General features: G+C 69.2%; 18 protein-coding genes and 2 pseudogenes. 10 read left to right on the forward strand and 10 right to left on the reverse strand.

The annotated features are described in order from the left end of the window. Nucleotides 1–23: 23 nt before the first annotated feature. A complete protein-coding gene (locus CVV72_RS03625) occupies nucleotides 24–713 on the reverse strand; it encodes a sigma-70 family RNA polymerase sigma factor (protein ID WP_219151024.1) in 690 nt (229 codons plus the stop codon). Between the two features lie 144 nt (nucleotides 714–857). Then, complete coding sequence (locus tag CVV72_RS03630; protein ID WP_219151025.1) at nucleotides 858–1,358, reverse strand: hypothetical protein; 501 nt, start codon at nucleotides 1,356–1,358, stop codon at nucleotides 858–860. Nucleotides 1,359–1,543: 185 nt separating this feature from the next. Between CVV72_RS03630 and CVV72_RS03635 the strand changes: the two genes are divergently transcribed. The 3 genes from CVV72_RS03635 (at nucleotide 1,544) to CVV72_RS03645 (ending at nucleotide 4,134) form a co-directional block, all read left to right on the forward strand. Then, nucleotides 1,544–2,575 carry a hypothetical protein gene (locus CVV72_RS03635; protein ID WP_219151026.1) on the forward strand — a complete coding sequence of 344 codons (1,032 nt, stop codon included), beginning with the start codon at nucleotides 1,544–1,546 and terminating at the stop codon, nucleotides 2,573–2,575. Nucleotides 2,576–2,719: 144 nt separating this feature from the next. Next, complete coding sequence (locus CVV72_RS03640) at nucleotides 2,720–3,202, forward strand: hypothetical protein (protein ID WP_219151027.1); 483 nt, start codon at nucleotides 2,720–2,722, stop codon at nucleotides 3,200–3,202. A 203-nt stretch (nucleotides 3,203–3,405) separates the two neighbouring features. Further along, nucleotides 3,406–4,134: a hypothetical protein gene (locus CVV72_RS03645; protein ID WP_255632494.1), complete on the forward strand. Its 729-nt coding sequence runs from the start codon at nucleotides 3,406–3,408 to the stop codon at nucleotides 4,132–4,134. Here the strand turns inward: CVV72_RS03645 and CVV72_RS03650 are convergent. Further along, entirely contained in the window at nucleotides 4,073–4,942 is an 870-nt protein-coding gene (locus CVV72_RS03650; RefSeq protein WP_219151029.1) for an alpha/beta fold hydrolase, read from the reverse strand. The two genes, CVV72_RS03645 and CVV72_RS03650, sit on opposite strands and share 62 nt — an antisense overlap. A 121-nt stretch (nucleotides 4,943–5,063) precedes the next feature. Here CVV72_RS03650 and CVV72_RS03655 point away from each other — a divergent pair, with 121 nt between their 5' ends. After that, the gene (locus tag CVV72_RS03655; RefSeq protein ID WP_219151030.1) at nucleotides 5,064–8,147 is read left to right on the forward strand and encodes a BTAD domain-containing putative transcriptional regulator; all 3,084 of its coding nucleotides are present in this window, start codon (nucleotides 5,064–5,066) and stop codon (nucleotides 8,145–8,147) included. A gap of 1 nt (nucleotide 8,148) precedes the next feature. On the opposite strand, the gene CVV72_RS03660 is transcribed toward CVV72_RS03655, so the two are convergent. The 3 genes from CVV72_RS03660 to CVV72_RS03670 are packed head-to-tail and all read right to left on the reverse strand — an operon-like array spanning nucleotide 8,149 to nucleotide 12,594. After that, entirely contained in the window at nucleotides 8,149–8,439 is a 291-nt protein-coding gene (locus CVV72_RS03660) for a hypothetical protein (RefSeq protein ID WP_034323652.1), read from the reverse strand. Further along, nucleotides 8,436–11,831: a TM0106 family RecB-like putative nuclease gene (locus tag CVV72_RS03665; protein ID WP_219151031.1), complete on the reverse strand. Its 3,396-nt coding sequence runs from the start codon at nucleotides 11,829–11,831 to the stop codon at nucleotides 8,436–8,438. Before CVV72_RS03665 ends, CVV72_RS03660 begins: the two co-directional genes overlap by 4 nt. Before the next feature lie 52 nt (nucleotides 11,832–11,883). Beyond that, entirely contained in the window at nucleotides 11,884–12,594 is a 711-nt protein-coding gene (locus CVV72_RS03670; protein WP_219151032.1) for a GntR family transcriptional regulator, read from the reverse strand. A 121-nt stretch (nucleotides 12,595–12,715) separates the two neighbouring features. Here CVV72_RS03670 and CVV72_RS03675 point away from each other — a divergent pair, with 121 nt between their 5' ends. From CVV72_RS03675 to CVV72_RS03685, 3 genes and pseudogenes are all read left to right on the forward strand, one after another. Beyond that, complete coding sequence (locus CVV72_RS03675; protein ID WP_219151033.1) at nucleotides 12,716–13,630, forward strand: glycoside hydrolase family 16 protein; 915 nt, start codon at nucleotides 12,716–12,718, stop codon at nucleotides 13,628–13,630. 9 nt (nucleotides 13,631–13,639) lie between these two features. Continuing rightward, nucleotides 13,640–14,504, forward strand: a pseudogene (locus CVV72_RS03680) (sigma-70 family RNA polymerase sigma factor). Between the two features lie 236 nt (nucleotides 14,505–14,740). Further along, nucleotides 14,741–15,967, forward strand: a pseudogene (locus CVV72_RS03685) (deoxyguanosinetriphosphate triphosphohydrolase family protein); the annotation flags it as partial. 54 nt (nucleotides 15,968–16,021) lie between these two features. On the opposite strand, the gene CVV72_RS03690 reads toward CVV72_RS03685, so the two are convergent. Further along, nucleotides 16,022–17,266, reverse strand: a complete 1,245-nt coding sequence (locus CVV72_RS03690) for an HNH endonuclease signature motif containing protein (protein WP_219151035.1) — start codon at nucleotides 17,264–17,266, stop codon at nucleotides 16,022–16,024. 395 nt (nucleotides 17,267–17,661) lie between these two features. On the opposite strand from CVV72_RS03690, the gene CVV72_RS03695 reads away from it, so the two are divergent. Continuing rightward, nucleotides 17,662–18,438: a cyclase family protein gene (locus tag CVV72_RS03695; protein WP_219151036.1), complete on the forward strand. Its 777-nt coding sequence runs from the start codon at nucleotides 17,662–17,664 to the stop codon at nucleotides 18,436–18,438. Then, nucleotides 18,435–20,045, forward strand: coding sequence for a thiamine pyrophosphate-binding protein (locus CVV72_RS03700; RefSeq protein ID WP_219151037.1), 1,611 nt, complete (start codon nucleotides 18,435–18,437; stop codon nucleotides 20,043–20,045). Before CVV72_RS03695 ends, CVV72_RS03700 begins: the two co-directional genes overlap by 4 nt. Before the next feature lie 5 nt (nucleotides 20,046–20,050). On the opposite strand, the gene CVV72_RS03705 is transcribed toward CVV72_RS03700, so the two are convergent. The 3 genes from CVV72_RS03705 to CVV72_RS03715 are packed head-to-tail and all read right to left on the reverse strand — an operon-like array spanning nucleotide 20,051 to nucleotide 23,985. Continuing rightward, entirely contained in the window at nucleotides 20,051–21,313 is a 1,263-nt protein-coding gene (locus CVV72_RS03705; RefSeq protein ID WP_219151038.1) for a class I SAM-dependent methyltransferase, read from the reverse strand. Nucleotides 21,314–21,339: 26 nt separating this feature from the next. Next, nucleotides 21,340–22,725: an FAD-binding oxidoreductase gene (locus tag CVV72_RS03710; protein WP_219151039.1), complete on the reverse strand. Its 1,386-nt coding sequence runs from the start codon at nucleotides 22,723–22,725 to the stop codon at nucleotides 21,340–21,342. A gap of 51 nt (nucleotides 22,726–22,776) precedes the next feature. Beyond that, complete coding sequence (locus CVV72_RS03715; protein ID WP_219151040.1) at nucleotides 22,777–23,985, reverse strand: SGNH/GDSL hydrolase family protein; 1,209 nt, start codon at nucleotides 23,983–23,985, stop codon at nucleotides 22,777–22,779. 113 nt (nucleotides 23,986–24,098) lie between these two features. On the opposite strand from CVV72_RS03715, the gene CVV72_RS03720 reads away from it, so the two are divergent. After that, nucleotides 24,099–24,470 carry an MmcQ/YjbR family DNA-binding protein gene (locus CVV72_RS03720; RefSeq protein ID WP_219151041.1) on the forward strand — a complete coding sequence of 124 codons (372 nt, stop codon included), beginning with the start codon at nucleotides 24,099–24,101 and terminating at the stop codon, nucleotides 24,468–24,470. Nucleotides 24,471–24,503 lie beyond the last annotated feature (33 nt).

Consider the following 24,503-nt stretch of genomic DNA (forward strand, 5'->3'; position numbering starts at 1 on the left):
ACGATCGTCCGAAGTGGACGGTTCTATACCGGGACGAGCTCCGGTTCGGCGACCGGTCCGATGATCGGGACATCACTCGCGTACCGGGTGTTCCGCTCGGTGAGGAGCGTCCGAAGCCGCGCCAGCGCGCGGAACTGGGCCGCGCGGACCGCTCCCGCGCTCGGCAGGCCGAGCCGTTCGGCCGTCTCTTCGGCCGAAAGCCCGAACACGAATCGGAGCGCGAGCACCTGCCGGTGCGGCATCGGCACTTTCGCCAGCAGGCCGCCGGCCTGCAGCCGGTGTTCCAGGCGCTCGATCTCGTCCGGGTCGCGGCGGGCCCAGAGCGGCAGCCCGTCGCCGATCTCCGGGACGGAGGTGACCGGTTCGCGGGAGCGGCGCCGGTGCAGATCGGCCACCTTGTGCCCGGCGATCCCGAGGACGAACGCGAGGAACCGGTCCGGGCGGTACCGGTAGCGGGGCAAGGCGATCAGGACGGCCTGCAGTACCTCCTGTGCGCAGTCCTGTGCGTCGCAAGCGCCCGTTCCGCCGCTCCCGAGCCTGCTCGCGCAGTAGCGGAACACGTGCGGGCAAAGGAAACGGCTCAACTCGCGGATGGCATCCGGATCACCGGCCACGGCCGCCCGGACCACTCGGCTGTCCGGGTTGGGCAGCCGTCCCGCCGTTGCCGCGGCACGGGAATCCGCGGGGACCGTCGATGGCGCTACCTCGTCCAAGTCTGCACTCCTGGTTCAGGGGAACTGGTCGCCAAGGTGCGCCCGTCATCGGGGACTGGGACTTCGTGCGCGGTGGTCCAGCTTGCCGTTCCGGGTGAGGGATGTCCACACGACGGGCCGGAAGTCATCCGAACCGCGCAATGTCTACTGTGGACACTGATGAGTGGGCGCCATCTTGAAGCAGGACAGCACCGGGGGATAGGCGGTGGTGTCGGTGCTGAGGAAATCCGACGTCCAGACCAGGCAATGCGCGAGAACCCCGATCCGCTGGTCGAGGTCGGCGTTCTCGCAGGCCTCGCCGATCTGGTCGGCGCAGGTGTCCCGGTCGTCGCGGACGCTGGCGGCGATGGCGCGGACGATCGCGGCCACGCCGGGATCGAGCCGGTCCGGCCGGACCGTCCTGCCCGCGTGATCCCGCAGGCGCAGGGTGAACGGTTCACCGATCCTCAGCGATCGGCGGCGATCCTTGGCCGCCAAGGAGAATGTGTCGACCAGCCGTCCGACGACGTCGCCGAGCGCCGGTGCGCGCCGGGTGGACGAAGCGGTGGACACCAGCGCGGTGGCGAGCCGGTCGGCTTCACCTGATCTGGTGAGCGAGAGAAGATCGCGGGCGACGGTGTGCGCGCGTTTGGCAGTGGGTGTCATGTCGGGCCCCTCGTTCGGCGTGCGCCTCCCGATACCCGTTCGAGTGACGGTCAAACCCGAATGGCGGCCGATTACCGCCGGTGGGAGGTGAGGGTTGGGCCGTTCGGCTCACATCGGGGGTTCTGTAACGGCGAGCGTCCGGAAGACGACGCCTGGTGCGACCGGTCGTCGGCGGGCGGAGGGCCATGCTGTCGAGTCTTCTCCCCGGGCTGCGGGAGCTCCGGGCACCGCTCGCCGCGGGATACGTCTGGCTCCTCGGCCTCTGGCTCGCCCTGCGGCCTGGCCTGCCTCCACCGGGTCAGGCGTCCGGTGTCTACCGGGACCTGCTGGACCTGGGCACCTGGGCGGGAAAGGCCGCGGTATTCGCGGCCGCCACTTTCGCCGCCTACCTGCTCGGCACCATGTCCCTCGCCGTCATGCACTGGCTGGACACCGTCGTGACCCCGCTGTTCCGCGCGCCGAGACTCCGGAGCGTCGCCTGGCTGGAGCCGAAATACCGCGGCAGGCGCCGGATCCTGCGCGCCCTGCGCGATGCCGTGGTCAACAAGCTGTCCGACCGGTTCCTCACGGACGAGGACTTCCGTGACAAGGTGCTGACCCACATCCGGGGTCTTCAGGAGTTCGCCCGCCGGGTGGGGCAAGAACCGCCGGAGATCATCGCCGGTGCCCGGAGTGACGAACACCGGCGCCGGGCCATGGACGACTACCTCCATCGGTGGCATCTCCTCGGAACGGTCGTGCGGCTCGACGTCTACGTCGAATCGGCCAAGGAAGATCTGGACTACGTCGGACCCAGGCTGCTGGGGAAAGAAGACCAGCTCTACGGTGAATACGACCGGCAGAACGCCGAAGGCTCACTGCGCATCGGACTTTTCTTGCCGCTGGTCTTCCTCATCGCCGTCCTGGCGTGGCGAGTCGGCCCTTGGTGCCTGGCCGCGTTGGCCGTGCCGGTGAAGCTCCTCTACCTCGGCTCGTCGTCCTGGGCGGCGGCCGAGCAGAACCTCGCCGTGGCGCTTGCCGCGGAACGAGTCGATAGCCCGACGCTGGAGCGGCTCAAGTCGGCCGACGTGGAGTTCGTCCCCTTCGAAGAGCTGATGGTGGGTCGGGTCGTGCCTGGCTACTACGCCGGTTACCCGAACGCTCGGGCACCGATGGAGACGCAAGGGCGGATCGCCACGGTGGCGCCGAGCAAGTCCATGCCGAAGCCCAAGTTCTGACCGGTCGTCCGACCTCGCCTTAAAACGACATGGCCACTTGGCGGGCCACCCAGGTGGAGTTGCCGGTCGGGCGGCCGACCGGGCCCACGATATGCGGCAGCCTGTCTCGACCGGACTCGGCAATGACCACAGAACCGAAGAGGAGTGGGCAGGGCAATCGTCGTTGAGGATCTTGCGGGCCGTAGCCTCGTCCCCGGCGAGCTGTTCGGGCGGCTCGTGAACCGCATCGCCAAGGAGCACGACGTGCCGCATGAGTTCGCAGCGCGCATCATGGACCAAACGCTGGCGTTTCTGCGTGCTTGCGGCGAAGATCGCCGCGCGCCGCTCGTCCCCTCGGAGCCGGTGGACATCGGGTGGCACATCTTCCTCCTCTACACCCGTGATTACGCGTCCTTCTGCGAACGGGTGGCGGGCCGGTTCATCCACCACGTCCCCAACGACGACGGCGAAGGTCCGGCCGATCCGGAAGATCTGATCGCCCGGACCACCGAGGCTGTTCGCGCTCTCGGTTTCGCGGTCGACACGGACCTTTGGTTGACTTCCAAGGTCAAGTGCAGCGACGGCGACGATGGTTGCCGGGCGTCGGGCAAGGACGGCAACGAGAACACCGACACAAACGGCAAGTAGCGCCAGGACGGGACGATCGAGTGAAGCGGTACGGCTGGGGCGAGCTCCCGGAACCCGTCAGGCGAGCCATTCTGAAGCATGCCGGTGTTGTAGGCAGGGTCGGGGAGATCGAGGTCGGTCAAAGCAGTAATTTCGCCGCGGTCGTCCATCGCGACAAAGGGACGCCTTTGTTCGTCAAGGGGGTGGAGGGGGTATCGCCTGCGATGCGTTGGCTTCGGAACGAGGCCGAACTCGGCACACTCGCGGCCGGGATCGCTCCGACCGTGCACTTCGCCGCCGACATCGACGACTGGCTGGTCGTCGGATTCGAATACGTGCCCGGCCGGCGAGCGTCGCTCCGGCCGGGCTCGCTGGACCTCAGACGAGTCGCGGACACGCTCGACAGGATCGGCGAGATCGCGGCGCCCGGCCTCAAACCGCTGGAACAGCGCTGGAAGTCGGCGTGGTGGCCCAGGCTCGCCCGGGAACGGCCGGAGATCGTCGGTGCTTGGGACATCGACGAGTTGACGGCGTGGGAGCAGAGGGCCCCGGCGCTCACTGCCGGGGACTCCCTGCTCCATACCGATCTTCACGCCGACCAGTTCCTCATCTCCGGGACCGGTGACGTCCGCGTCGTCGATTGGGGATGGCCCGCCCAAGGCGCGGCCTGGGTCGATCCCGCCTTCATGGTGCTTCGCCTGATCGGAGCGGGCCATCCGGTAGCGGACGCCGAGGCCTGGGCGGCAGCGAACACACGCTGGCGGGAGGCCGCGGAAGAGGACGTCACCGCGTTCGCCGTGTACGTCGCAGGGCTCTGGAACTACAAGGCCGCCACGACCACCAGGCTGGCACGGATCGCACGTGACTACGTCGGATGGCGGTTGCGGTTGCCTAGCGCGTCAGCAGGTCTCGCAGCGCCTTCACCACCTCCACCGGTGATTCCTCGGCCATGAAGTGCCCCGCCGTGACCGTCCGGTGGTCCAGGTCCGTCGCCCACGCCTGCCAGAGCGCGACGGCGTCGTAGCCCAGCGCGGCGCCCCAGTCCTGCTGGAGCACGGTGAGCGGCATCGTGAGCCGGTTGCCCGCCGCGCGGTCCGCCTGGTCGTGCTCGACGTCGATGCCCGCCGACGCGCGGTAGTCGGCGACGATCGAGGTCACCGCGTTCCGTGACGCCGTCAGGTACGCGGCCCGGACGTCGGCGGGGATCGCGTCGCCGCGCTGCGTCCACGCGTCGAGGAAGTTCCCGAAGAACGCGTCGGGCGCGGCGCCGATCAGCTGTTCGGGCAGTCCGGGCGGCTGGGCCATCAGGTAGAGGTGGAAGCCGACCGCGGCGGTGGTGCCGTGCAGGACGTCCCACATGTCCAGCGTCGGCAGCACGTCGAGGATCGCGAGATGGCTCACCTTGTCCGGGTGGTCGAGGCCCGCGCGCAGCGCCACCAGCGCGCCGCGGTCGTGCCCGGCGAGGGCGAACCGGTCGTGACCGAAGGCCTTCGCGACGGCGACGACGTCGGCCGCCATCAACCGCTTCGAGTAGGTCTCGCCGGTGTCGGCGGGCTTGTCGCTTTCGCCGTATCCTCGCAGGTCAGGGCAGAGGACGGTGTGATCGGCCGCCAGATCCGCCGCGACGTGCCGCCACATGAGGTGGGTCTCGGGGAAACCGTGCAGCAGCACGATCGGGCTGCCCGACCCGGCCACGGCGACGTTGAGGGCCACGTCGTCCGCGACGGGTACACGCTGGTAGTCGAATCCGGTGATGCGCATGGGTACCTTCCTGGTCGTTCGGTGCTGACCGCCAGCGTTCCCGGCCCGAATCAGCACCCGGTCAGCGACGACCGAGCGGCCGGGGCACGATGATCACCGTCCGTGAAGCGAGGAGGTGACGATGCGGTTCGGAGTGCTCGGCCCGCTCGTGGCCGAGGACGCGCGGGGCGAAGCCGGGCTCAAGGGCCCGCGGCATCGCGCGGTGCTGGCCAGGCTGCTGATCGCCCGCGGCCGGGTCGTGCCGGTGGAACGCCTGGTCGACGACCTGTGGGAACGCCCTCCGGAGGGCGCGGTCGGCGCCGTGCAGACGTTCGTCGGGGCCTTGCGCCGGGCCCTCGAGCCGGATCGCGCGCCCCGCGAGCCCGCGCGGCTGCTCGTCACGGTCGCCCGCGGCTACGCGCTGCGCGCCGATTCCGTCGACGCGTGGGACTTCGAGGCCGCCGTCGCCGCGGCTCGTGAACTGCTCGACGCCCACCGGCCGGACGCGGCACTGTCGCAAGTGGACACCGCGCTCGGACTCTGGCGTGGTCCCGCGTACGCCGAATTCGCCGAGGAGGGCTGGGCCGTCGGCGAAGTCTCCCGCTTGACCGAACTCCGGTCACTGGCAGGAGAACTCCGTGCCGAAGCGCTCCTCGCGCTCGGGCGCGCCGCCGAGGCGATCCCGGAGCTGGAACCGCTGGTCCGCGAGCATCCGTTGCGGGAAAACGGTTCCCGGCTGCTGGCGCTCGCGCTTTACCGATCCGGGAGGCAGGGTGACGCGCTGGCCGTGTTGCGCACGACGCGCGAACACCTCGCCGACGAACTCGGTATCGATCCGAGCGCGGGCCTGCGGGACCTGGAGGCCAGCATCCTGGCGCAAGCTCCCAGCCTGGAGCCGTCCGCGCCCAAGCCGGCCGAGCGGCCACTGATCGGGCGCGACGCGGAGCTGGCCGAGCTCGAAGAAGCCGTGACGCGGTCGCGGCTGGTGCTCGTCTCCGGCGACGCCGGGGTGGGGAAGACAGCGCTCGCCGAAGCGTTCTCGGCCCGTCTGGCCGCGCGGGGCTGGACGACGGCCTGGGGAAGCGATCCCGACGACGAGGGCGCGCCGCCCGCCTACGCCTGGACCCGGATCCTGGCCACGCTCGCCGACGCCGGGTACCGCCCGGCGCCGACGGCGGAGCCGGGGACCGAAGACCCACTGGCCGCGCGCTGGCGCTGGCATCGCGCCGTCGCGGCTCATCTTTCCGGTGCCGCGCCGCTTCTGCTCGTCCTCGACGACCTGCATTGGGCGGGCGAAGAGACCTTGGCGCTGCTGACCTCGGTGCTGGCCGAGCCGGTGTCGATCATCGCGACCTATCGCGGGACCGATCCGCCTGCCCGGCTGACCGACTTCCTCGCCAGGGCCGCTCGCCACGAGCCGGCGCGGATCTATCTCGGCGGCCTGCCCCGGACCGAAGTCGCCGGACTGGTCCGGGCCACGACCGGAGAAGAGATCGATCCGGAAACCGCCGCGGTGCTCCATCGGCGCACCGGCGGGAACGCGTTCTTCGTCCGTGAACTCGCCCGCCTCCTCGCGGCCGAAGGCGTGGGAGCCTTGGCCGCGGTGCCGCCGGGCGTCCGCGACGTCGTCCGCCATCGGGTGGACGCGCTGCCGGACGACGTCGGCGGCGTGGTGCGGCGGGCGGCGGTGCTCGGGATGGACGTCGATCTGGACGTTCTCGAAGCCCTGGTGGGGGAAACCGCGCTCGACGCCGCCGAGACCGCGGTCCGGCGGGGGTTCCTGACCGAGCGGGCGCCGCGCCGGTTCCGGTTCGCGCACGCGCTCGTGCGGGACACGCTCTACCACGATCTCTCCCGTTCGCGGCGGGCCCGCGAGCACGGTGAGATCGCCGAGGCGCTGGAACATCTCCGCCCGGACGACGTCGACGCCCTGGCACACCATTTCCTCCTGTCGGAGGAGCACGACGACCGTGCCGCGCGGTACGCGCAGGCCGCCGCCGAACGGGCCGAAAGTCGTTTCGCGTCAACGGAAGCGGCGCGTCTCTGGGACGCCGCGCTCACCGCGTACGACCGCTCCGGCGCCTCCGACACGGCGAAGCGGCTGGAGCTGATCATGGGCAAGGCCCGGGCTTCGGCCGTGGCCGGTGGGCTCGACCGGTCACGGAAGCATCGCGCCGAAGCGTTGGAACTGGCGGAAAAGCTGGACGACCCCCTGCTGACCGCACGGGTGATCGGTGCCTTCGACATTCCGGCGAGCTGGACCGAAAGCGACGACCGGGAACTCGCTTCGCGGATCGCGAAAACCGTCGAGCGCACCCTCGCCGCTTTGCCCGCCGAACACCGGGCCGAACGGTGCCGCCTGCTGGCCACCCTCGCCGTCGAGATGCGGAACGCGGGCGGCCGGCGAGCGCGTGAGGCGGCCCGGGAAGCCGAAACGATCGCTCGGAGGCTGGAAGATCCCGCTTTGCTGGCGTTCGCGCTCAACGCCCGGTTCCTGCAATCCTTCGACCGCGCCGGTCTCGCCCCCCAGCGGGCCGGGATCGGCGCCGAACTGGTCGACCTCGCCGCGCGGCACGGGCTCGTGACGTTCGAGGTGCTCGGGCACCTCGTGCTCCTGCAGGCGAAGAGCGCGCTCGCGGATTTCGCCGCAGTGGACCGGCATGCCGCGGCGGCGGACGAACTCGGCGACCGCTACGGCCTTCCGCTCGTCGGCGTGTTCACCCGGTGGTATCACGCGATGCGGACCGCGATGACCGGCCCCGGCGGGGAAGCCGCCTACCGGGCCGCGGCGGCGGGGCTCGCGGGAACGGCCATGTCCGGTGTGGACAACGGGATCCTCGCGCTCGCCCTGTACTGCGACCGGCTCCAGCGTGGTCTGCCGCCCGAAGCGCTGGAGGACGACTACGGCGCTTACGAAAGCTGGTGCCGCCCGGTGCTCCCGATCCCGGATTCGCCACGGGATCTGCTGTTCGAGGGCCGTACCTGTCTGCACGCCGTCGTCGCGATCGGACTCGGAGACCGGACGACGATGGAACGTCTCTACGCCGAGCTCCTGCCCGCCGAAGGAGAGATCGCCGGGGCCGGGAGCGGGATGCTCACCCTCCGCCCGGTCGCGTACTACCTCGGCGAGCTGGCCACCGCCCTCGGCCGGAGGGAAGCGGCCGCCGAGCACCATCGGAAGGCGCGGGCCATCGCGGTGAAGGCCGGTTCACCGCATTGGGGTTAGCTCACTGCTCCCGCATCGCGCGGCGGATCTCGGCCAGCTTGTCCTTGGCGGCCTTGTCGCGGTCGGCGATCTTCTTGTCCAGCGACGCGACGTCTTCCTTGCCGCCGAGCCCGGCGAGCTCGGTCGAGCCCAGCGACGTCGTGTAGCGCTGTTCGATGCGGTCCCGCACGTGGTCGAACGAGGGCACGCCGCCCTCGCTGTAATCCGGCTCAGGGACTTCGACGGGCGCGGTCGGGGACTCTTCGACGATCTCGGCGTCGAGGATTTCCTTGTCCGGGTTGTTCTCGGTCATCGTCCACTCCGTCCTGCGTGCCACGGCACGGCTTCGGTCATCAACCCGAGCATGCCCGAAACCAGCCGCATCTGGTCGACCGTGCGGATGTCGGCCTCGACCAGCCGCGGCGAGCAGACCACGATCGCGAGCGCCTGCGCCCGCGAGAGCGCCACGTTCAGCCGGTTGCGGGAGAGCAGGAAGTCCAGGCCACGCGGCAGATCGACCGCCGAGGACGAGGTCATCGTGGTGATCACCACCGGCGCCTCCTGGCCCTGGAACCGGTCCACGGTGCCCACCCGGACGCCGGGGTGCCCGGCCTCGTCCAGCGCGCGGGCCACGACCCTGGCCTGCAGGTTGTACGGCGCCACGACCAGGATGTCCTCATCGCCGAGCGGCCTGGGCTCGCCGTGGTCGGTCCAGGCGCGACCGTGGAGTTCGGCGACGAGGGCGGTGACCGCCTCGGCCTCTTCGACCGACCGCGTCGTGTTGCCGTGGTGGTCGACCTCGGCGAGGTACAGGCCCGCCTCGACCCCGTCGATCGCCCGCTCGGCGGCCGAGGGATGCGAGTGCAGGCGGCCCGCGTAGGACAGTCGCGACACCGGCGCGCAGACGGCCGGATGCATCCGGCGGGTCTCGTCGAGGAAGTACCCGAGCTCGGCCGGGATGATGTCCGCCTCGCCGATCAGATGCCCGAGCGCGGAGGCTTCGGCGCCCGCGGGATGCGTTCCCTGCACGACCTGCGGCAGCTGCTGCGGATCGCCCAGCAGCAGGAGATTCCTGGCGCACATCGACACCGCGAGCGCGTCGGCGAGGGCGAACTGGCCCGCCTCGTCGATGATCAGCAGGTCGAACGGCTCTTCCCGGATCGCGGCGTTCGCGAACGTCCAGGCCGTCCCGCCGACCAGATGGCCGGTGTCGTGCTCCTCGCGCCATTTCACCAGGGCGGGATTGGTCTTCGGCTGCTCCCAGGGCGCCGCCGGATCCGGGGTCCGTTTGGCGCGTTTGGCGCACGGCAGATCGGGCGCGTTCTTGAGCGCGGCGGACAGCACGTTCTCCACGGCCTTGTGGCTGGTCGAGGTGACGGCGATCGTCTTGCCCGCGCGCACGAGTTTCGCGATGAGCCTGCCCGCGAGGTACGTCTTGCCCGCGCCGGGCGGGCCCTGGACGGCGAGCGTGGAGCCGTCGAGCGCCTCGACGGCCTCGATCACCGTGCTCACCAGATCCGACCCGGCTTCGGGCAGGCTCCGGCCGTCGCGCAGCCGCGGCGTCGTACGCCGGAGGAGATCGACGCCGGGATGGGCGGGCAGCACCGGCAGCGTGTCGACGACGAGGCGCGCGAGATCCGCGACCGCGTCGTCCTTGGGCGAGGGGCGGACCGGGCTCCCCGGCAGCACCGCCACCGGCCGGTCGGCGGTGGTCTCGTCGGGCGGGCAGCTTTCTTCCAGGGTCAGCTCGACGGCGGTCGCCGAGACGACCTTCGCGTCCCGTGCGGCCGCTCCATACCGCAGGCGGACGTCGTCGCCGGGGGCGAAGGGATGCGGCCGGTCCGGGTCGCAGCGGAGCATCAGCGAGCGTTTCGCCTTGCGGACCCGGCCCGACGGCGGCACCCATTCCCCGGCCTCCAGCGAGACCGGGACGGTGCAGGCGTTGTCGGTCTCCAGATCGCCGAGCGGGGCGGCCAGCTGGCGGAAGTACTCCCACCACGCCGGATTCGTCTCGCGGCGGTGGTAGCCGACGGACGCGGCCAGCAGCGCGCGGGCGCGATCCTCGCCGGTGAACTCGGCCGGATCGTCGGGAAGCCCGTCCAGCAGCGGATCGACCAGCGCGGCCAGCTGCGCCGCGCGTTCGGCGCGTTTCTGGGCGGCGACATCCTCCTCGGTCTGCCGGAGCAGAGCGTCCACATCGGACTCTTCGGGCGGCTCGGCGAGCGGGATCCCTTCCTCCGCACGGACCTTGTGCAGGAACTCGAAGAGCCGCAGCGTCGAGACGCAATCGTATTCGTTGTAGTCGCTGATCCCGCGCAGCACTTCGTCCGCGTGCTCGGTCTCGCCGGAGGCGGTGAGCGTCAAGTACTCCTCGTAGGCCTCGATGCTCGAAACCGCCGTCTTGACGTCGCCGTCGCGGGCTTCCGGCATGTAGAGCGGTTCGAGGTACTTGATCGAGTACGACCGCTGCGAGACCCGGAGTGCCTTGCGCACCACGGAATACAGGTCCACCAGGCCGCCGCTGCGCAGCAGATGGTCGACGGCGTCCTCGCGGGTCCCGTGCACGGCGGCGAGCCGCTTGATCGCGGTGACCTCGTACGGGGCGTAGTGGTAGACGTGCGAGCCGGGATGCTCGGCGAGCCTCGCGGTGGCGAAGTCGACGAACTCCTCGAAGGCCCGTTTCTCCTGCGCCCGGTTGTGCGCCCAGAACGGCGTGAACTTCGTGCCGTCTTCGGCGGTTACGGCGCCGAAGAGGTATTCGAGCCCTTCGCCGGCCAGGGCGTACGGGTCGCCTTCCATGTCGAAGAAGACGTCGCCAGGGGCGGGCGGCGGGAGCTCGGCCAGCGCGTCCGGATCGATGACCTCGTAGGCGATCTGCCCGGTGTCGTCCTGCCGGACCTGGATCGCGGCCTGGGCACGCAACGTGGTGAACGACGTCGCCGAGATGTCGCGCGGCCGGTCTTCGGGCGCGGCGGCCGCGAGCGCGTCGATGGTGCCGAGGCCCGCGGCGACGAGTTTGCGCCGCTGGTCGCCACGCATCCCCGCGACCAGCGAAAGATCGCGATCGGCCTCGCGGGCGCTCGCGCAGTGCGCGGCGTAGGAGCAGCCGCCGCACGCGGGCCGCTCGTCGGCCCACAGCGGGACTGGCAGCGTCGGCGGCCGGTTCTCCAGCCGGGCGCGGAGCCGGTCCACCAGCGGGAGGAAGTCGTCGACGCGGAACGACCGCGTGCTGTGATCGCCCAGCAGCAGATGCATCCGCGGACCCGCGGGCCAGCCCGCCCGGCGCAGCGCGTCGGCGTACGCGGTCAGCTGGACGACCGCGGCGGGCTTCGCGTGTCTGGCCAGCTTCGTGTCGTAGACCTCGTAACGGCCTTCGTCGTCCCGCATCAGGAAGTCGGCGCGGCCGGAGAACTCACCGTCGTGGAAGACCGCCTGGTAGATCACCGGTGCGCCGGCCCGTAGCGCCTCTTCGGTGGCCTTCGCGGCGGCGACCGGGTCGCGTTCGTCGATCTCGACGACGGCGCTCCGTTCGCCGCGCAGCTTGTCCAGCGTCGCGGCCTCGTGCGCGCGCCCGTGCGTGACCGCCAGCTGGTCCGGTCCGGAACCCGGCCGCGGCGCTCCCGGGAGGCCGGCGGCCAGCGCCTGGTTCAGGAGGCTGCGGTGCTCGCATTCGAGCAGGTCGGCGAGATCGGACGGGGTGTACATCGCCCGGGAGTCTCGCACGGACTCCCGGATGGACGGTCCCGGCGCGCCGGAGTCAGCCGGAGGTGTGGTCGAACTTCAGATGCGAGGTGATCCGGTAACGGTCGCCCCGGTAGATCGAGCGGGTGTACTCGATCACGCGGCCGCTCGCGTCGCGGGTGGTGCGTTCGAACAGCAGCGCGGGCGAGTGCTGCGGGACGCCGAGCAGGCCGGATTCGTCGGCGTCGGTGACGGTCGGCTCGATGACCTGCACGGCCGTCGCGGGAAGGACCTCGTACCGCGTGCGGAGCAGTTCGTAGAAGGAACCGGACTCGAAGCCCGCGGCCGTGATGTCCGGCACCAGGTCGCGGGGGACCAGGATCCGTTCGATCGCCATCGGCGCGTCTTCGACCACGCGCACGCGGGTGACCGCGACCAGCGTGTGCCCGGGAGACACCTCGAGCCGCTTGCCGAGCCGGGCGCCCGCCGGCGTGGTGGCGAACTCGATCACCCGGCTGGTCCAGTGCCCCTCCGCTGGCGGGGCGAACTGCTCGCCGCCGGTGGCGGGAACGAGGTCCTGGGAGATCTTGCGCGGCGCGGTGAAGGTGCCGCGGCCGTGTTCGCGCACCACGAGACCGTCGCGCTCCAGCTCGTCTATCGCGGCCCGCAGAGTCGGGCGCGAGACGCCGATTTCACTGCTCAGCGCGCGTTCCGAAGGCAGGACCTCGCCCGGCTGCCGCCGCTCGATGAGCTGGCGTAGCCGGTCCTTGACCTCTGTTCGCCGCATGACCACAGCCTACCCAGTGGTCGGGGTGAATTGGCTGGTGGACAAGTTGTCTAGACCTATTGACTTTACCACTTCGCGGGGAGACGGTGGAAGAAACTGACCAGTGGTAAAGGAGACGACGATGTCGACCTCAGGGAAGTTTCGCGTCGCCGCCGTCGCGGCGTTGTCGGTTGCTGCGCTGGCGGTGGCGCCGGGTGCCGCGGCCGGAGCGGCCGCTTGCGGAGCGCTGTTCGACGATTTCCACTACGGCTCGCACACCGACGGACTCCTCGCCCAGCACGGCTGGCAGGTGCGATCCGGCGCCGGCGGCCCCGGCGTCGGCGGTGCGCGCTGGGCTCCGGAGGGCATCACCTTCCCGACGTCCGACGGGGACAAGGTGCTGCAACTCGCCTCCACCACCGACGGCACGCCCGCGGGCACGACGCAAACCGAGATCATGCAACCCGCCCGGCGGTTCTTCGAGGGGACCTACGCCGCCCGGATTCGCTTCTCCGACGCTCCGGTGTCCGGTCCGGACGGTGACCGGATCAACCAGACGTTCTTCACCATCAGCCCGCTCCGCTACGACAACGACCCGATCTACAGCGAGCTGGACTTCTCGGAGTACCTGCCCAACGGCGGATGGGGCGAGGCGGGGCCGGTGAACTTCCAGACCAGCTGGCATACGTACACGCCGGATCCGTGGTACGCCGAGAACAAGAGCGACAGCCAGCGCCGCAGCATCGACGGCTGGCATTCCGTCGCGGCGACCGTGTCCGACGGCCATGTGCGGTACTACATCGACGGCGCCCTGGTGGCCGACCATGACCGGAGCGGGCCGTTCGACGTGTATCCGCGGCAGAACATGTCCCTGAACTTCAACCAGTGGTTCATCGACCTCACGCAGCACAGCGGCGGCACGAGCACCTACCTCGAACAGGTGGACTGGGTCTACTACGCGAAGAACGAGGTCCTGACGCCGCAGGCCGCCGCCGAACGGGCCGCGTCGTACCGGTCCTCGGGTGTGCGGTTCGCCGACGATCTCGGCGGCTGTTAGACATGAGCCGTGGATCGGCTGACTGAGCGTTTCGAGGAGCACCGGACCAGGCTGCGTGCGGTGGCGTACCGGATGCTGGGTTCGCTCAGTGAGGTCGAAGACGCCGTCCAGGAGACCTGGCTGCGGCTCGACCGCACCGACGCGGGGGAGATCGAGAACCTCGGCGGCTGGCTGACCACGGTGGTGGCGCGGGTGTGCCTGAACGTGCTGCGCTCGCGCGACCATCGCCGGGAAGAACCGCTCGACGACCAACTCACCGAGCCGGCCGACTCCTCGGCCGATCCCGCCGCCGACGCGGTGCTCGCCGACTCGGTCGGGCTGGCGATGCTGGTCGTCCTGGACACGCTCGCGCCCGCCGAACGGCTCGCGTTCGTCCTGCACGACATGTTCGCGGTGCCGTTCGACGAGATCGCCCCGCTGATCGACCTCACCCCGGCCGCCACCCGGCAACTCGCGAGCCGCGCCCGGCGCCGTGTCCAGGGCCGATCCGCCGCGGCGGAACCGGACGTCGCACGACGACGCCAAGTTGTCGACGCCTACCTGGCCGCGGCCCGCGGCGGCGACTTCGACGCGCTCCTCCCAGCTCCTGCACCCCGACGTCGTCCTCCGCGCCGACAAGGCGGCAGCCCCCTCGCGCGCGCCGATCTTCCTGCGGGGCGCCGATGTGGTGGCTCGTGGTGCGGCCGCTGCTTCGGTGCGGGCGGCGGTCACTCAGCTCGCGCTGGTGAACGGCGGCATCGGTCTCGTCATGGCCGACGAGGGACGGCCTTCGGTGGTGCTCGCGTTCGCCTTCGTGGACGGGAAGATCAGCGAGATCGACGTCATCGCGGATCGGGAACGGTTGCGGGGGCTGGATCTGGTGATAGTGGACTGAACCGGGTTGCGGTTCGGTCGCGAAAGAATACCGATGGTTCCGTCTCTTCGCCGGATTCGTTAACGGCCTTCTGTCGTGGTCCGCCTTCTTTTCGAAGCTCTTTGAGTCACGACGAGGAGGGGACCATGTCGGAAGGAACTGCCCGGCGCCACAAAGTGCGGGAGAAGGAAACCTACCGGGACGCGTATCAGCGCGACCGGGACCGAGTGCTCTATTCATCCGCGTTTCGGCGGCTGGCCGGAGTGACTCAGGTAGCCGCGGTCAGTGAGCAATTGGTGCTGCACAACCGGCTCACGCACAGCTTGAAGGTCGCGCAGATGGGGCGAAGACTCGTGCAGCATCTGCGCGCTCAATCGGGCGTGTTCCCATCGGGATCGGATTTGAACGAGGATGTCGTCGAGACGGCGGGACTCGTGCACGACATCGGCCATCCACCGTTCGGTCACGTCGCCGAGGAGGTGTTGAACCAGCGTCTCGCCCAGGTCGCCGGGCTGGAAGGCTTCGAAGGGAACGCACAGTCCTTCCGGGTGGTGACGAAACTGGCCAGGCGGAAGGAGGAACACATGGGCCTCAACCTGACTCGGGCGACGCTGAACGCGATCCTCAAGTACCCGCGCCTCAAGCCGCGGGATTCGGCCAAGGCCACGACTTCGTGGATCGACCGTGGCTACGGCGAGAAATGGGGCGCATATCAGACCGAACGGAAGGACTTCGAGTGGGCGAGAGAATTCAGCCACGGTGAGTTGAGATCCGCGAACGCGATACTGATGGACTGGGCCGACGACATCAGCTACGCGACGCACGACCTCGAGGACTACTTCCGGGCCGGGCTGATCCCCTTGCACAATCTCGCGATCGACAACAACCGCATACTCCAGCATGGTCGCCGACGGTTGAAGAAGATCAACGGTTTCAACGAATATCGCTTCCGGGAGCAGATCGACGCGATCGTCGGCGAGTTCGGTGAAAGCCTCAGGTCACAGTGCTGGGACACTCGCGAGAACCGGGTTCAAATGAACCTGATCACCAGCAAACATCTCACCAGGCTCGTGGACGCGGTCCGGCTCGTGGACGAAGCCCCCTACGTCGAGGTCGATGAAGAGTGTCAGTACCGGGTGGCCGCGCTGAAGGAGCTCACGTGGTTCTACGTGATCGACAGGCCGCCGCTGGCCATCCAGCAGGAAGGTCAGAAGAGGATCATCGGTTCGCTCTTCGACCGGTTGCTCATGTGTCTGGAGAAGTCGCCGAACAGCCCGAAGATCCCCATCCAGCTCCGCGTGATCTACCGCGACATCAAGCGTGACGATGAGGCGAAAGGGACCTTCGATGACAACAAGGCGGCCCGGTGCGCCAGGGCCGTCACCGACTACATCTGCCTGCTCACCGAAGCGCAAGCCGTCGATCTCGGGAAGCGACTGGCGGGCCGGTCGCAGAGCTCGATGTTCGGAACCTGGTTCAACTGAACGAGGGCATGCCGAAGGGCCCGTCGCCGGTGTGGGCGGCAGGCTCTTCGGGTTTCAGCGGTGGTTGCGGCGTGGGGTTTGTAGTGGGTCGAGGTATTGGGGTGGGATGAATTCGGGTCGGTTGTTGGTGATTTGGACTTTCCAGCCGGAGTGGCCGTGGATGACCAGGTGGTGGTAGCGGCAGAGGAGGCAGAGGTTGTTCAGGTCGGTGTCGCCGAGTTGGCCCCAGGGGAGTATGTGGTGGGCTTCGCAGTGTTCGGGTTTGCGCCGGCAGCCGGGGAAGGCGCAACCGTGGTCGCGGAGGTTGAGGGCGCGTCGTTGTGCGGGGGTGACGGTGCGGGTGGCGCGGCCGATGTCGAGGGGTTCGCTGTCGGTGCCGAGGACGGCGGGGATGATTTTCGCGTCGCAGGCGAGCATCCGCGCGTGCCGTGCGGTGATCTGGGTGACCTCGTCGATGCAGGCCGCTCCGAGTCCGGAGTTCAGAGACTCCAGAGGGATGGTGACCACGACGGTGGTGCGGTCTCCGGACAGGGTGGGGGCCTTGCTGTTGGTCATGGCGTAATGAATCGCGTCGAACAACGCGTCGCCGTGGCGTTCGCCGGGGGTGCGGGGGTCGCGGTTGCCGTCCTCGTCGATGGGTCTTCGTTGTCCCCAGGTGTCGAACAACGCCTTCGCGCGGGCTCCGAATTCGGGATCCAGGAGGCCGTTGAGTCGCCACCAGCCGTCGTCGCGTTTGCGGAGGGACACCTCACGGGACGGTGGTGTGAGGTCGTCGTCTTTCGGCTCGTTCCCATCGGGATCCAGGTGCGCCAGGAGATCGGCGCCGGCGTTGGTGATCTCCTGGGGCCCGGCGTGACGGGCGAGGTTGACCAGGATCCGTTCCGCGCCGGACCGGTCCTCGGTCGACACCTCGGCCGGGATTTTCTTCAGCACGGCGAGGATCGGGTCGAGTTGCTGATGCCCGAGGTCGCCCTCCGCGGCCGCGGCCCCGGCGATCGGCGCGGACGCGGGGGCGGGGGTGCCATCCAGATTCCGGCTCTCGTTCAACGCCAGCGCCCGGGCGACGGTGGCGCTGGCTTCTTTGGGGCTGATCCGGGCGGTCTCGGCGAACCAGCCCGCGGTCGAACCATGCCCGAACAGTTCCATCGGACCGCGGGACTCGATCTCGACCAGGAACTGCCCGACCTCCGCCAACGCCTGACGTGCCACCGACAACCGCTCGACCACACCGTGCGCGAGTTCCCGCGCACCGGCACGCCGCAACTCGTGTGGTGGTTCGAGGATGCGTTGACTGGACACCCCGCAATAATACCAGTATTCGAACACGTGAGCGAATGTGAAAGGCGCTCTCGAATTGTTTTCGCGTTCCGTTTAGGGTTGGGATGGTCGACCCGGGTGTGTTTAGATGGCGGGTTGCGAAGGCCTCCTCGGCTGGTAGCTCAGGACAAAAGAGCTTTCCCCCGCGCACCTATGTCAACCTCTCAAAGCTCAAGGAGCAGAACGATTTCTTCGATTTCGGCGTCCCGAGCCGACGCGTAGGCGGTCTCGATGCCGGTGACACTGAAGCAAAATCCGAAGCGATCCGAGGTTGTCGCTGGCGGCGCGGGCGTACAAAGGTCGTACCTCGACCATGTCATCAAACCCGAAATCCGCCTAAGGTGACCGAAGACGCCGTAGTCACCCGGGAGGCACGCATGTCGTTGTTGGCCCAGCTGAACACCGCGATCACCACGGGCACGATCGAAGTCGTCGATCTCACCGCCCCGTTGAGCGCGAGCACCCCGATCCTCCAGCTGCCGGAGCCGTTCGCGAACACGATCCCGTTCGGCTTGGAGGAGATCAGCCGCTACGACGAACGCGGGCCGCGCTGGTATTGGAACAACATCCACACCGGCGAGCACACCGGGACCCACCTCGACGTTCCCGTGCACTGGGTGTCGGGAAAGGACGGACACGACGTCTCCGAGGTGCCGTTGCGCACGCTGGTCGCCCCGGCCGTGGTGCTCGACGCGACGGCCCGCGCGGCCGAGGACCCGGACTACCTGCTGTCCATCGACGACATCCGCGAGTGGGAGCGCGAGCACGGGCCGTTGCCCGAGGGCGGCTGGCTGCTCTACCGCACGGGCTGGGACGCCCGGTCGCATGATCAAGAGGCCTTCCTCAACAACGACGAGAACGGCCCGCATTCGCCGGGCGTCTCGGCGGAGTGTGCCCGCTGGCTCGCGGAGGAGGCGCCGATCACCGGGTTCGGGGTGGAGACCGTGGGCACCGACGCGGGGCAGGCGCTGGCACTCGAACCGGCCTTCCCTTGCCACGAACTCCTTCTGGGCGCCGGAAAGCATGGCCTGACCCAGTTGCGAAACCTCGCGAGCCTGCCGCCCACCGGATCGCTTCTCGTCGTCAGCCCGCTTCCGATCGTCGGCGGTTCCGGCAGCCCCGCCAGGGTGTACGCGCTGGTCGAACGGGCATGAACGTCGCGGAGCTGGTCGGCCGCACGCTGGCGGAACTCGGGGTGGGCGCCGCGTTCGGGGTGGTGGGCAGCGGCAATTTCGAGGCCACCAACGGACTACGTTCCGGCGGGGTGCGGTTCGCCGCCGCGCGGCACGAGGGCGGCGCGGCGAGCATGGCCGACGCGTACGCGCGGATGAGCGGCCGGGTGCCGGTGCTGAGTGTCCATCAGGGCTGCGGGCTGACGAACGCGCTCACCGGGATCACCGAGGCCGCCAAGAGCCGGACCCCGATGATCGTCTTGGCCGGGGACACCGCGGCGTCCGCCATGCTCTCCAACTTCCGGGTGGACCAGGACGCGCTCGCGTCGGCAGTCGGTGCCGTTCCGGTACGCGTGCATGGCGCGCGTACCGCGGTCGCCGACACCGTCCGCGCCTACCGGACGGCGGTGCAGCAACGCCGGACCGTCCTGCTCAATCTGCCGCTCGACGTCCAAGCCCAGGAGGCGCCCGAAGCGGTCCGAATCCCGAAGATCCCCGGTCCGGCACCGATCCGGCCGGACGCCGAGGCGGTGGCGAAGCTGGCAGGCCTTCTCGTCGAAGCACGGCGGCCGGTGTTCATCGCCGGTCGCGGTGCACGCGAGAGTGCCACACCCCTCAAAGCACTCGCGGAACTGTCCGGCGCGCTGCTGGCGACATCGGCGGTGGCGCACGGCCTCTTCCACGACGATCCCTACTCGATCGGGATCGCGGGCGGCTTTTCGTCGCCCCGGGCAACGGGACTCATCAGGGACGCCGACCTCGTGATCGGCTGGGGCTGCGCGCTGAACATGTGGACCACCCGGCACGGCACACTCCTCGGCCCGGACGCGAGGCTGGTCCAGGTCGACGTCGACCAGGCCGCGCTCGGCGCGCACCGGCCGATCCACCTGGGCGTCGTCGGCGACGTCGCCGGCACGGCCGTGGACGTTCACGCCGAACTCGAAGAGCGCGGCCACCGGAGGAGCCGCGAAGACCTCGAAAGTACACGCTGGAACGATGTGCCGTATAACGACCTATCCGGCGACGGGAGGATCGATCCGCGCACGCTCAGCCGCCGTCTCGACCAGATCCTGCCCGCCGAACGCGTGGTCTCGATCGACTCCGGCAACTTCATGGGCTACCCGAGCGCGTACCTGTCCGTCCCCGACGAGAACGGCTTCTGCTTCACCCAGGCGTTCCAAAGCATCGGGCTCGGTTTCGGCACGGCGATCGGCGCGGCCTTGGCCCGGCCGGATCGGCTGCCGGTGCTCGGGATCGGCGACGGCGGCTTCCACATGGCCGTTTCCGAGCTGGAAACCGCCGTGCGGCTACGGATCCCGCTCGTCGTCATCGTGTACAACGACGCGGCGTACGGCGCCGAGGTCCACCATTTCGGGGACGCGGACATGACGACGGTCCGGTTCCCCGACACCGACATCGCGGCGATCGGGCGCGGTTTCGGATGCGCCGGAATCACCGTCCGGTCGGTCGAGGACCTGGCCGCCGTCACGGAATGGCTCGGCGGGCCACGGGACGCGCCGCTCGTCGTCGACGCCAAGATCGCCGACGACGGCGGCTCGTGGTGGCTCGCCGAAGCCTTCCGGCATTGAGCCCGCTAAACGCCCCAGTCCGGCCTCAGCGGCATGCCCGAGTCACCGTCCGGCCCGACCTTCACCCCGAGCACCTGGTGCAGTTCGATCTCCCGCCGCTCGAAGGCGAGACGGCACGCGGCCATGTACAGCGCCCAGACGCGGCTCCGCCCGGCGCCCGCTTCGGCGACGGCCGCGTCCCAGTTCGCGTCGAGGTTGGCGCACCACGCGCCGAGGGTGGTGGCGTAGTGCTCGCGGAGATTCTCCGAATGCCGCACCTCCAGCCCGCTGTCGTGCATCGCGGTGGCGATCTCCCCGACGGACTCCAGTTCGCCGTCGGGGAAGACGTACCGGTCGATGAACCCGCGTGACCGGTGCGCGACGGAGGTGTCCGGATTGGTGATGCAGTGGTTCAGCAAACGTCCGTGCGGCTTCAGTTTCCCGGCGAGGAAACGGAAGTACGACGGCAGGTTGCGAGCGCCGATATGCTCCGTGAGCCCGATCGACGACACCGCGTCGAAGTCCGTTTCGGTGACGTCGCGGTAGTCGAGATGCCGTACCTCGGCCTTGTCCGCGAGCCCCTTGGTCACGATGTCCTTCTGTGCCCATAGCGCCTGTTCACGCGAAAGGGTCACGCCCAGCGCTTCGACGCCGTAGTTCGCGACGGCGTGCTCCACCATCCCGCCCCAGCCGCAGCCGACGTCCAGCAGCCGCATCCCCGGCCGGAGGCCGAGTTTCCGGCACACCAGGTCGAATTTGTGCGCCTGTGCCTCTTCCAGCGAGGCGTCGGCGGACGGATACGCGGCACAGGTGTAGGCCATCGACGGCCCGAGCACCAGCTCGTAGAACCGGTTCGAAACGTCGTAGTGATTGGAGATCGCGCTGCTGTCACGTGCTTTCGAGTGCCGCAGCCCGTCGACGGTGCGCTTGAGGCGGCTCGGCAGCTCCTCGGCGGGCGGGGCGACGCGGCGCAGGTGCGTGGGGCCGAGTTTGCGCAGCAGCCACAACCGGTCGGCGGCGCTGAGCTGGTCGACCTGGGAAACGAGCGCACGCAACGCCGTGTAGAGGTCGCCGTCGACGTCGAGCGCGCCGGCGACGTAGGCCCGCGCGAGACCGAGGTCGCCCGGCGACGACATCAGGTACGTCAACGCCAGTGGTGACCGCACTTCGATCGACACGGGCGCGCCCGCGGGCCCGCTCGTGCTGCCGTCGTAGGCGGTGATGGACACTTCGGTGCTCGGGCCGAGCAACCGCTCGAAGATCTTGCCGACGGTCGTCGTCTCAGCCATGGTCGTCTCTCTTCTTCCGGCCCGGGTCACCGCCGCCGCACACATTTCGCGTACAGGTCGAGCAGTCGGCCGTCGGGGTCGTAGGCCGTCTTGAGTTTCCGGTAGGCGTCGCCGTTGTACAGCCGCCAGAACTCGTCTTCGGTATAGAAACTGTCGGAATACAGCGACTTCCGCCCGCCGAGCCGGGTCACTTCGGCCTCGATCAGCCGATTGTGCGTATCCGGCTCCTCGCCGGGGTCCAGCGGGACCGCGGACCAGAACCCGAAGTTGACGTACAGCGTTTCGGGGTCCAGTTCGTACAGCGGCGAGTTCACGCCACCTGGCCGCTGCTTCAGCGGGCAGATCCACACCGGGCTGATCGGGATCTCGCGGCGGAAGAAGTCCAGGAACTGCGCGGCCCGCGACAGCGGCACCTCGATGTCCTGGACGATGGTCTCTTCCGGGGGAAGCCCGCGCAGCTTGAGCAGTTTCGCGGCGATCCCGAACCGCCGGTCGAGCGCCACGACCTTCCAATAGACCGAAGACCGCAGCAACCGCCTGCCCAGCAGCAGCCGGGGGAGCCGGTGCTGCACGCCGAACGCCCGCGAGCACCAGAACCAGTCCGTGTCCCAGCGCCACAGGTAATCGCGGACGCTCAGATGATCCGTCTCGCGGGAGCGGATCGACTTGTAGTAGATGTCGAGCCAGGTGTAGTCGCTGGTCGCGGGCGCCGAGGTGGTGAACGTGCCCAGAGTCAGATACTGCTCGCCCGGCCCGAAGACCGTTCCGTCCACGAAGTCGGCCGACCCGGTACGGCAGGCTTCACCCAGCGCCGCGAAGTACTCCTCGGTGTCGTCGTAGCGGACGTGCTCGAGCCGCACGTACGGTTTGACCGGCTCCAGCTCGATCTTCAGCCGTAGCGCGTAGCCGAGCGTCCCGTACGAGTTCGGGAAGCCGTGGAACAGGTCGCTGTGCTCGTTGTCCGGCCGCGCGACGACGATCCTCCCGTCGCCGGTGAGCAGCTCCATCTCCAGCACCGACTCGTGCACGAGCCCGTTGCGGAACGAGGACGACTCGATGCCGAGACCGGTGACCGCGCCGCCGAGCGTGATCGTCTTGAGCTGCGGCACGACCAGCGGCATCAACCCGTGGGGCAGGGTCGCGTCCACCAACTGCTCGTAGGTGACCATGCCTTCGACGTCGGCCGTGCGCGCCAGGGGATCGACATCGAGGACATGTGTGAATCCCGAGACGTCCAGACCCGGTGTGGTGGTCGCCGTCCGTGCCCGGAACAGGTTCGACGTCCGCTTCGCCAGCCGGATCGTCCCGTGGAGATCCGCGAGCTGTGCGCGGAGTGTTTCGGCGCGTGCGTCGTGTTCGGCGAACCGGACCAGCCGCGCCGTCGATCGGGTACCGCTGTCTCCGCTAGTCATTCCTGATCGCCATCAGTTCATCGTGCCCCACGGAACCGCCTGGCGCAGCCCTTATTCGTGCCGGAGTCCGGGCAGCGGGACGGCGTTCGCCATGGCGGCGAAGCCCTTGTCGCCGGGATGGAGGTGATCGCCGGAGTCGTATTCGGGTTTGATCCGCTGCGGGTCGGCGGGATCGCGGATCGCCGCGTCGAAGTCGATGCAGCCGTCGAAGAGCCTGCTGGTCCGGATGAACCGGTTCACCGCCTGCCGCGTCTCCTCGAGCCGCGGAGTGTACGAACCCCAGCCCTTCCACGGCGTGATCGTCGCGCCCAGTACCCGCAGGCCGCGGTCGTGCGCCCTCGTCGCGATCTGCTTCAGCGCCGAGATGATCTTGTCCGGATCGGCCTGGTGCGGGGTCTGCTGGATGTCGTTGATGCCTTCGAACACGATCGCAGTCCGCACGCCGGACTGGTTCAGGACGTCCCGGTCCAGCCTGGCCAGCGCGTTGACCCCGTAGTCGCCGCCGTCGAGCAGCAGGCGGTTCCCGCTGATCCCGGCGTTGAGCACGCCGAGGCGCGCGCTGATCTCGTCGGCGAGCTGATCGGGCCAGCGCAGGTTCGCACCCCAGGTCGAATTCGCCCCGTCGGTGATCGAGTCGCCGATCGCGACGACGCTGCCCCGCAACCCGGTCCCGCGGACGTCCACTCCGGACACGTAGTGCCAGACCGCGGTCTTCTCCGGGAACGCGGCCGCCGACTCGTCGGCCGCCTTGTCGCCGTTCCGGGTGAAGTACGAGTTCTGCAGCGCGAGCGGGTGGTAGGTGACCGGTCCCGACGGCGTCGGGGTGTACGTGGTGACCAGCAGGTCGCCGTCCCTCGGCACGGTCAGCGCCGCGCCGTCGCTGACGATGTCGGCGCCCGCCGGCACGGTGACCTCGCGATCCCCGCCGAAGGTCAGCGTGCGCATCGTGCCGGGCACGGCCTGCGGGGTGTCCGGGCCCGCGGCGACCGCGACGGTCACCCGGCCGAACAGCACCGGAGCACGGCCGAAGGCGTTGGACAGCCGTACGCGGACCTCGTGTCCGCCGGCGCTGGTGTGCACGATGTTGCGGATCGAGAAGTTCGGATAGCCGTTGTCGGTCCCGGCCACCCCGGCCGCGGGCGCCGCCGCCCAGGTGCCCACCCAGCCGCTGGTGGCGGAGCCCTCCATCGGGGCGGCCGCGGCACTCGGCATCGAGCCCAGCGCCAGGATTCCCGCTACGGCGAGATACTTCACGCGCATGTCGGTTCACCTCCAACCAGTCGGCTCCACTCATCGTCAAGGAATCACCGGCAACCGGTCAACGCCCTGGACAGGACAGGTTTCTGTCGGTGGGGGCCGTTAGCCTGAACGCCATGAAACCTGCTGCTCTCCGGAAGATCTGCCTCGGCTTCCCCGGTGCCCGCGAGGAGTTCCCGTTCGGGGAGGACAACAGCGTGTTCAAGGTCGCGGGCAAGGTGTTCGCGCTCAGCCCGCTCAAGGCGAAGCCGCTGCGGATCAGTCTCAAATGCGAGCCCGACCTGGCCGTCCGGTTGCGCGCCGAGCATCCGGCGATCATTCCCGGCTACCACCTGAACAAAAGACACTGGAACACCGTCGAACTGGACGGCTCGCTGACCGACGCCTTCATCCGGGAGATGATCGAAGACTCCTACGACCTGGTCGTCGCGGGCCTGCCGAAACGGGAACAGGAGAAGCTGAACTGGGTCGCGCTCAGCCAGGAATGAGCGCCGGGGTTTCATCGGGATTTCATCCGACCA

It is taken from the genome of Amycolatopsis sp. TNS106, assembly GCF_019330265.1.
Classification (GTDB): domain Bacteria; phylum Actinomycetota; class Actinomycetes; order Mycobacteriales; family Pseudonocardiaceae; genus Amycolatopsis; species Amycolatopsis lurida.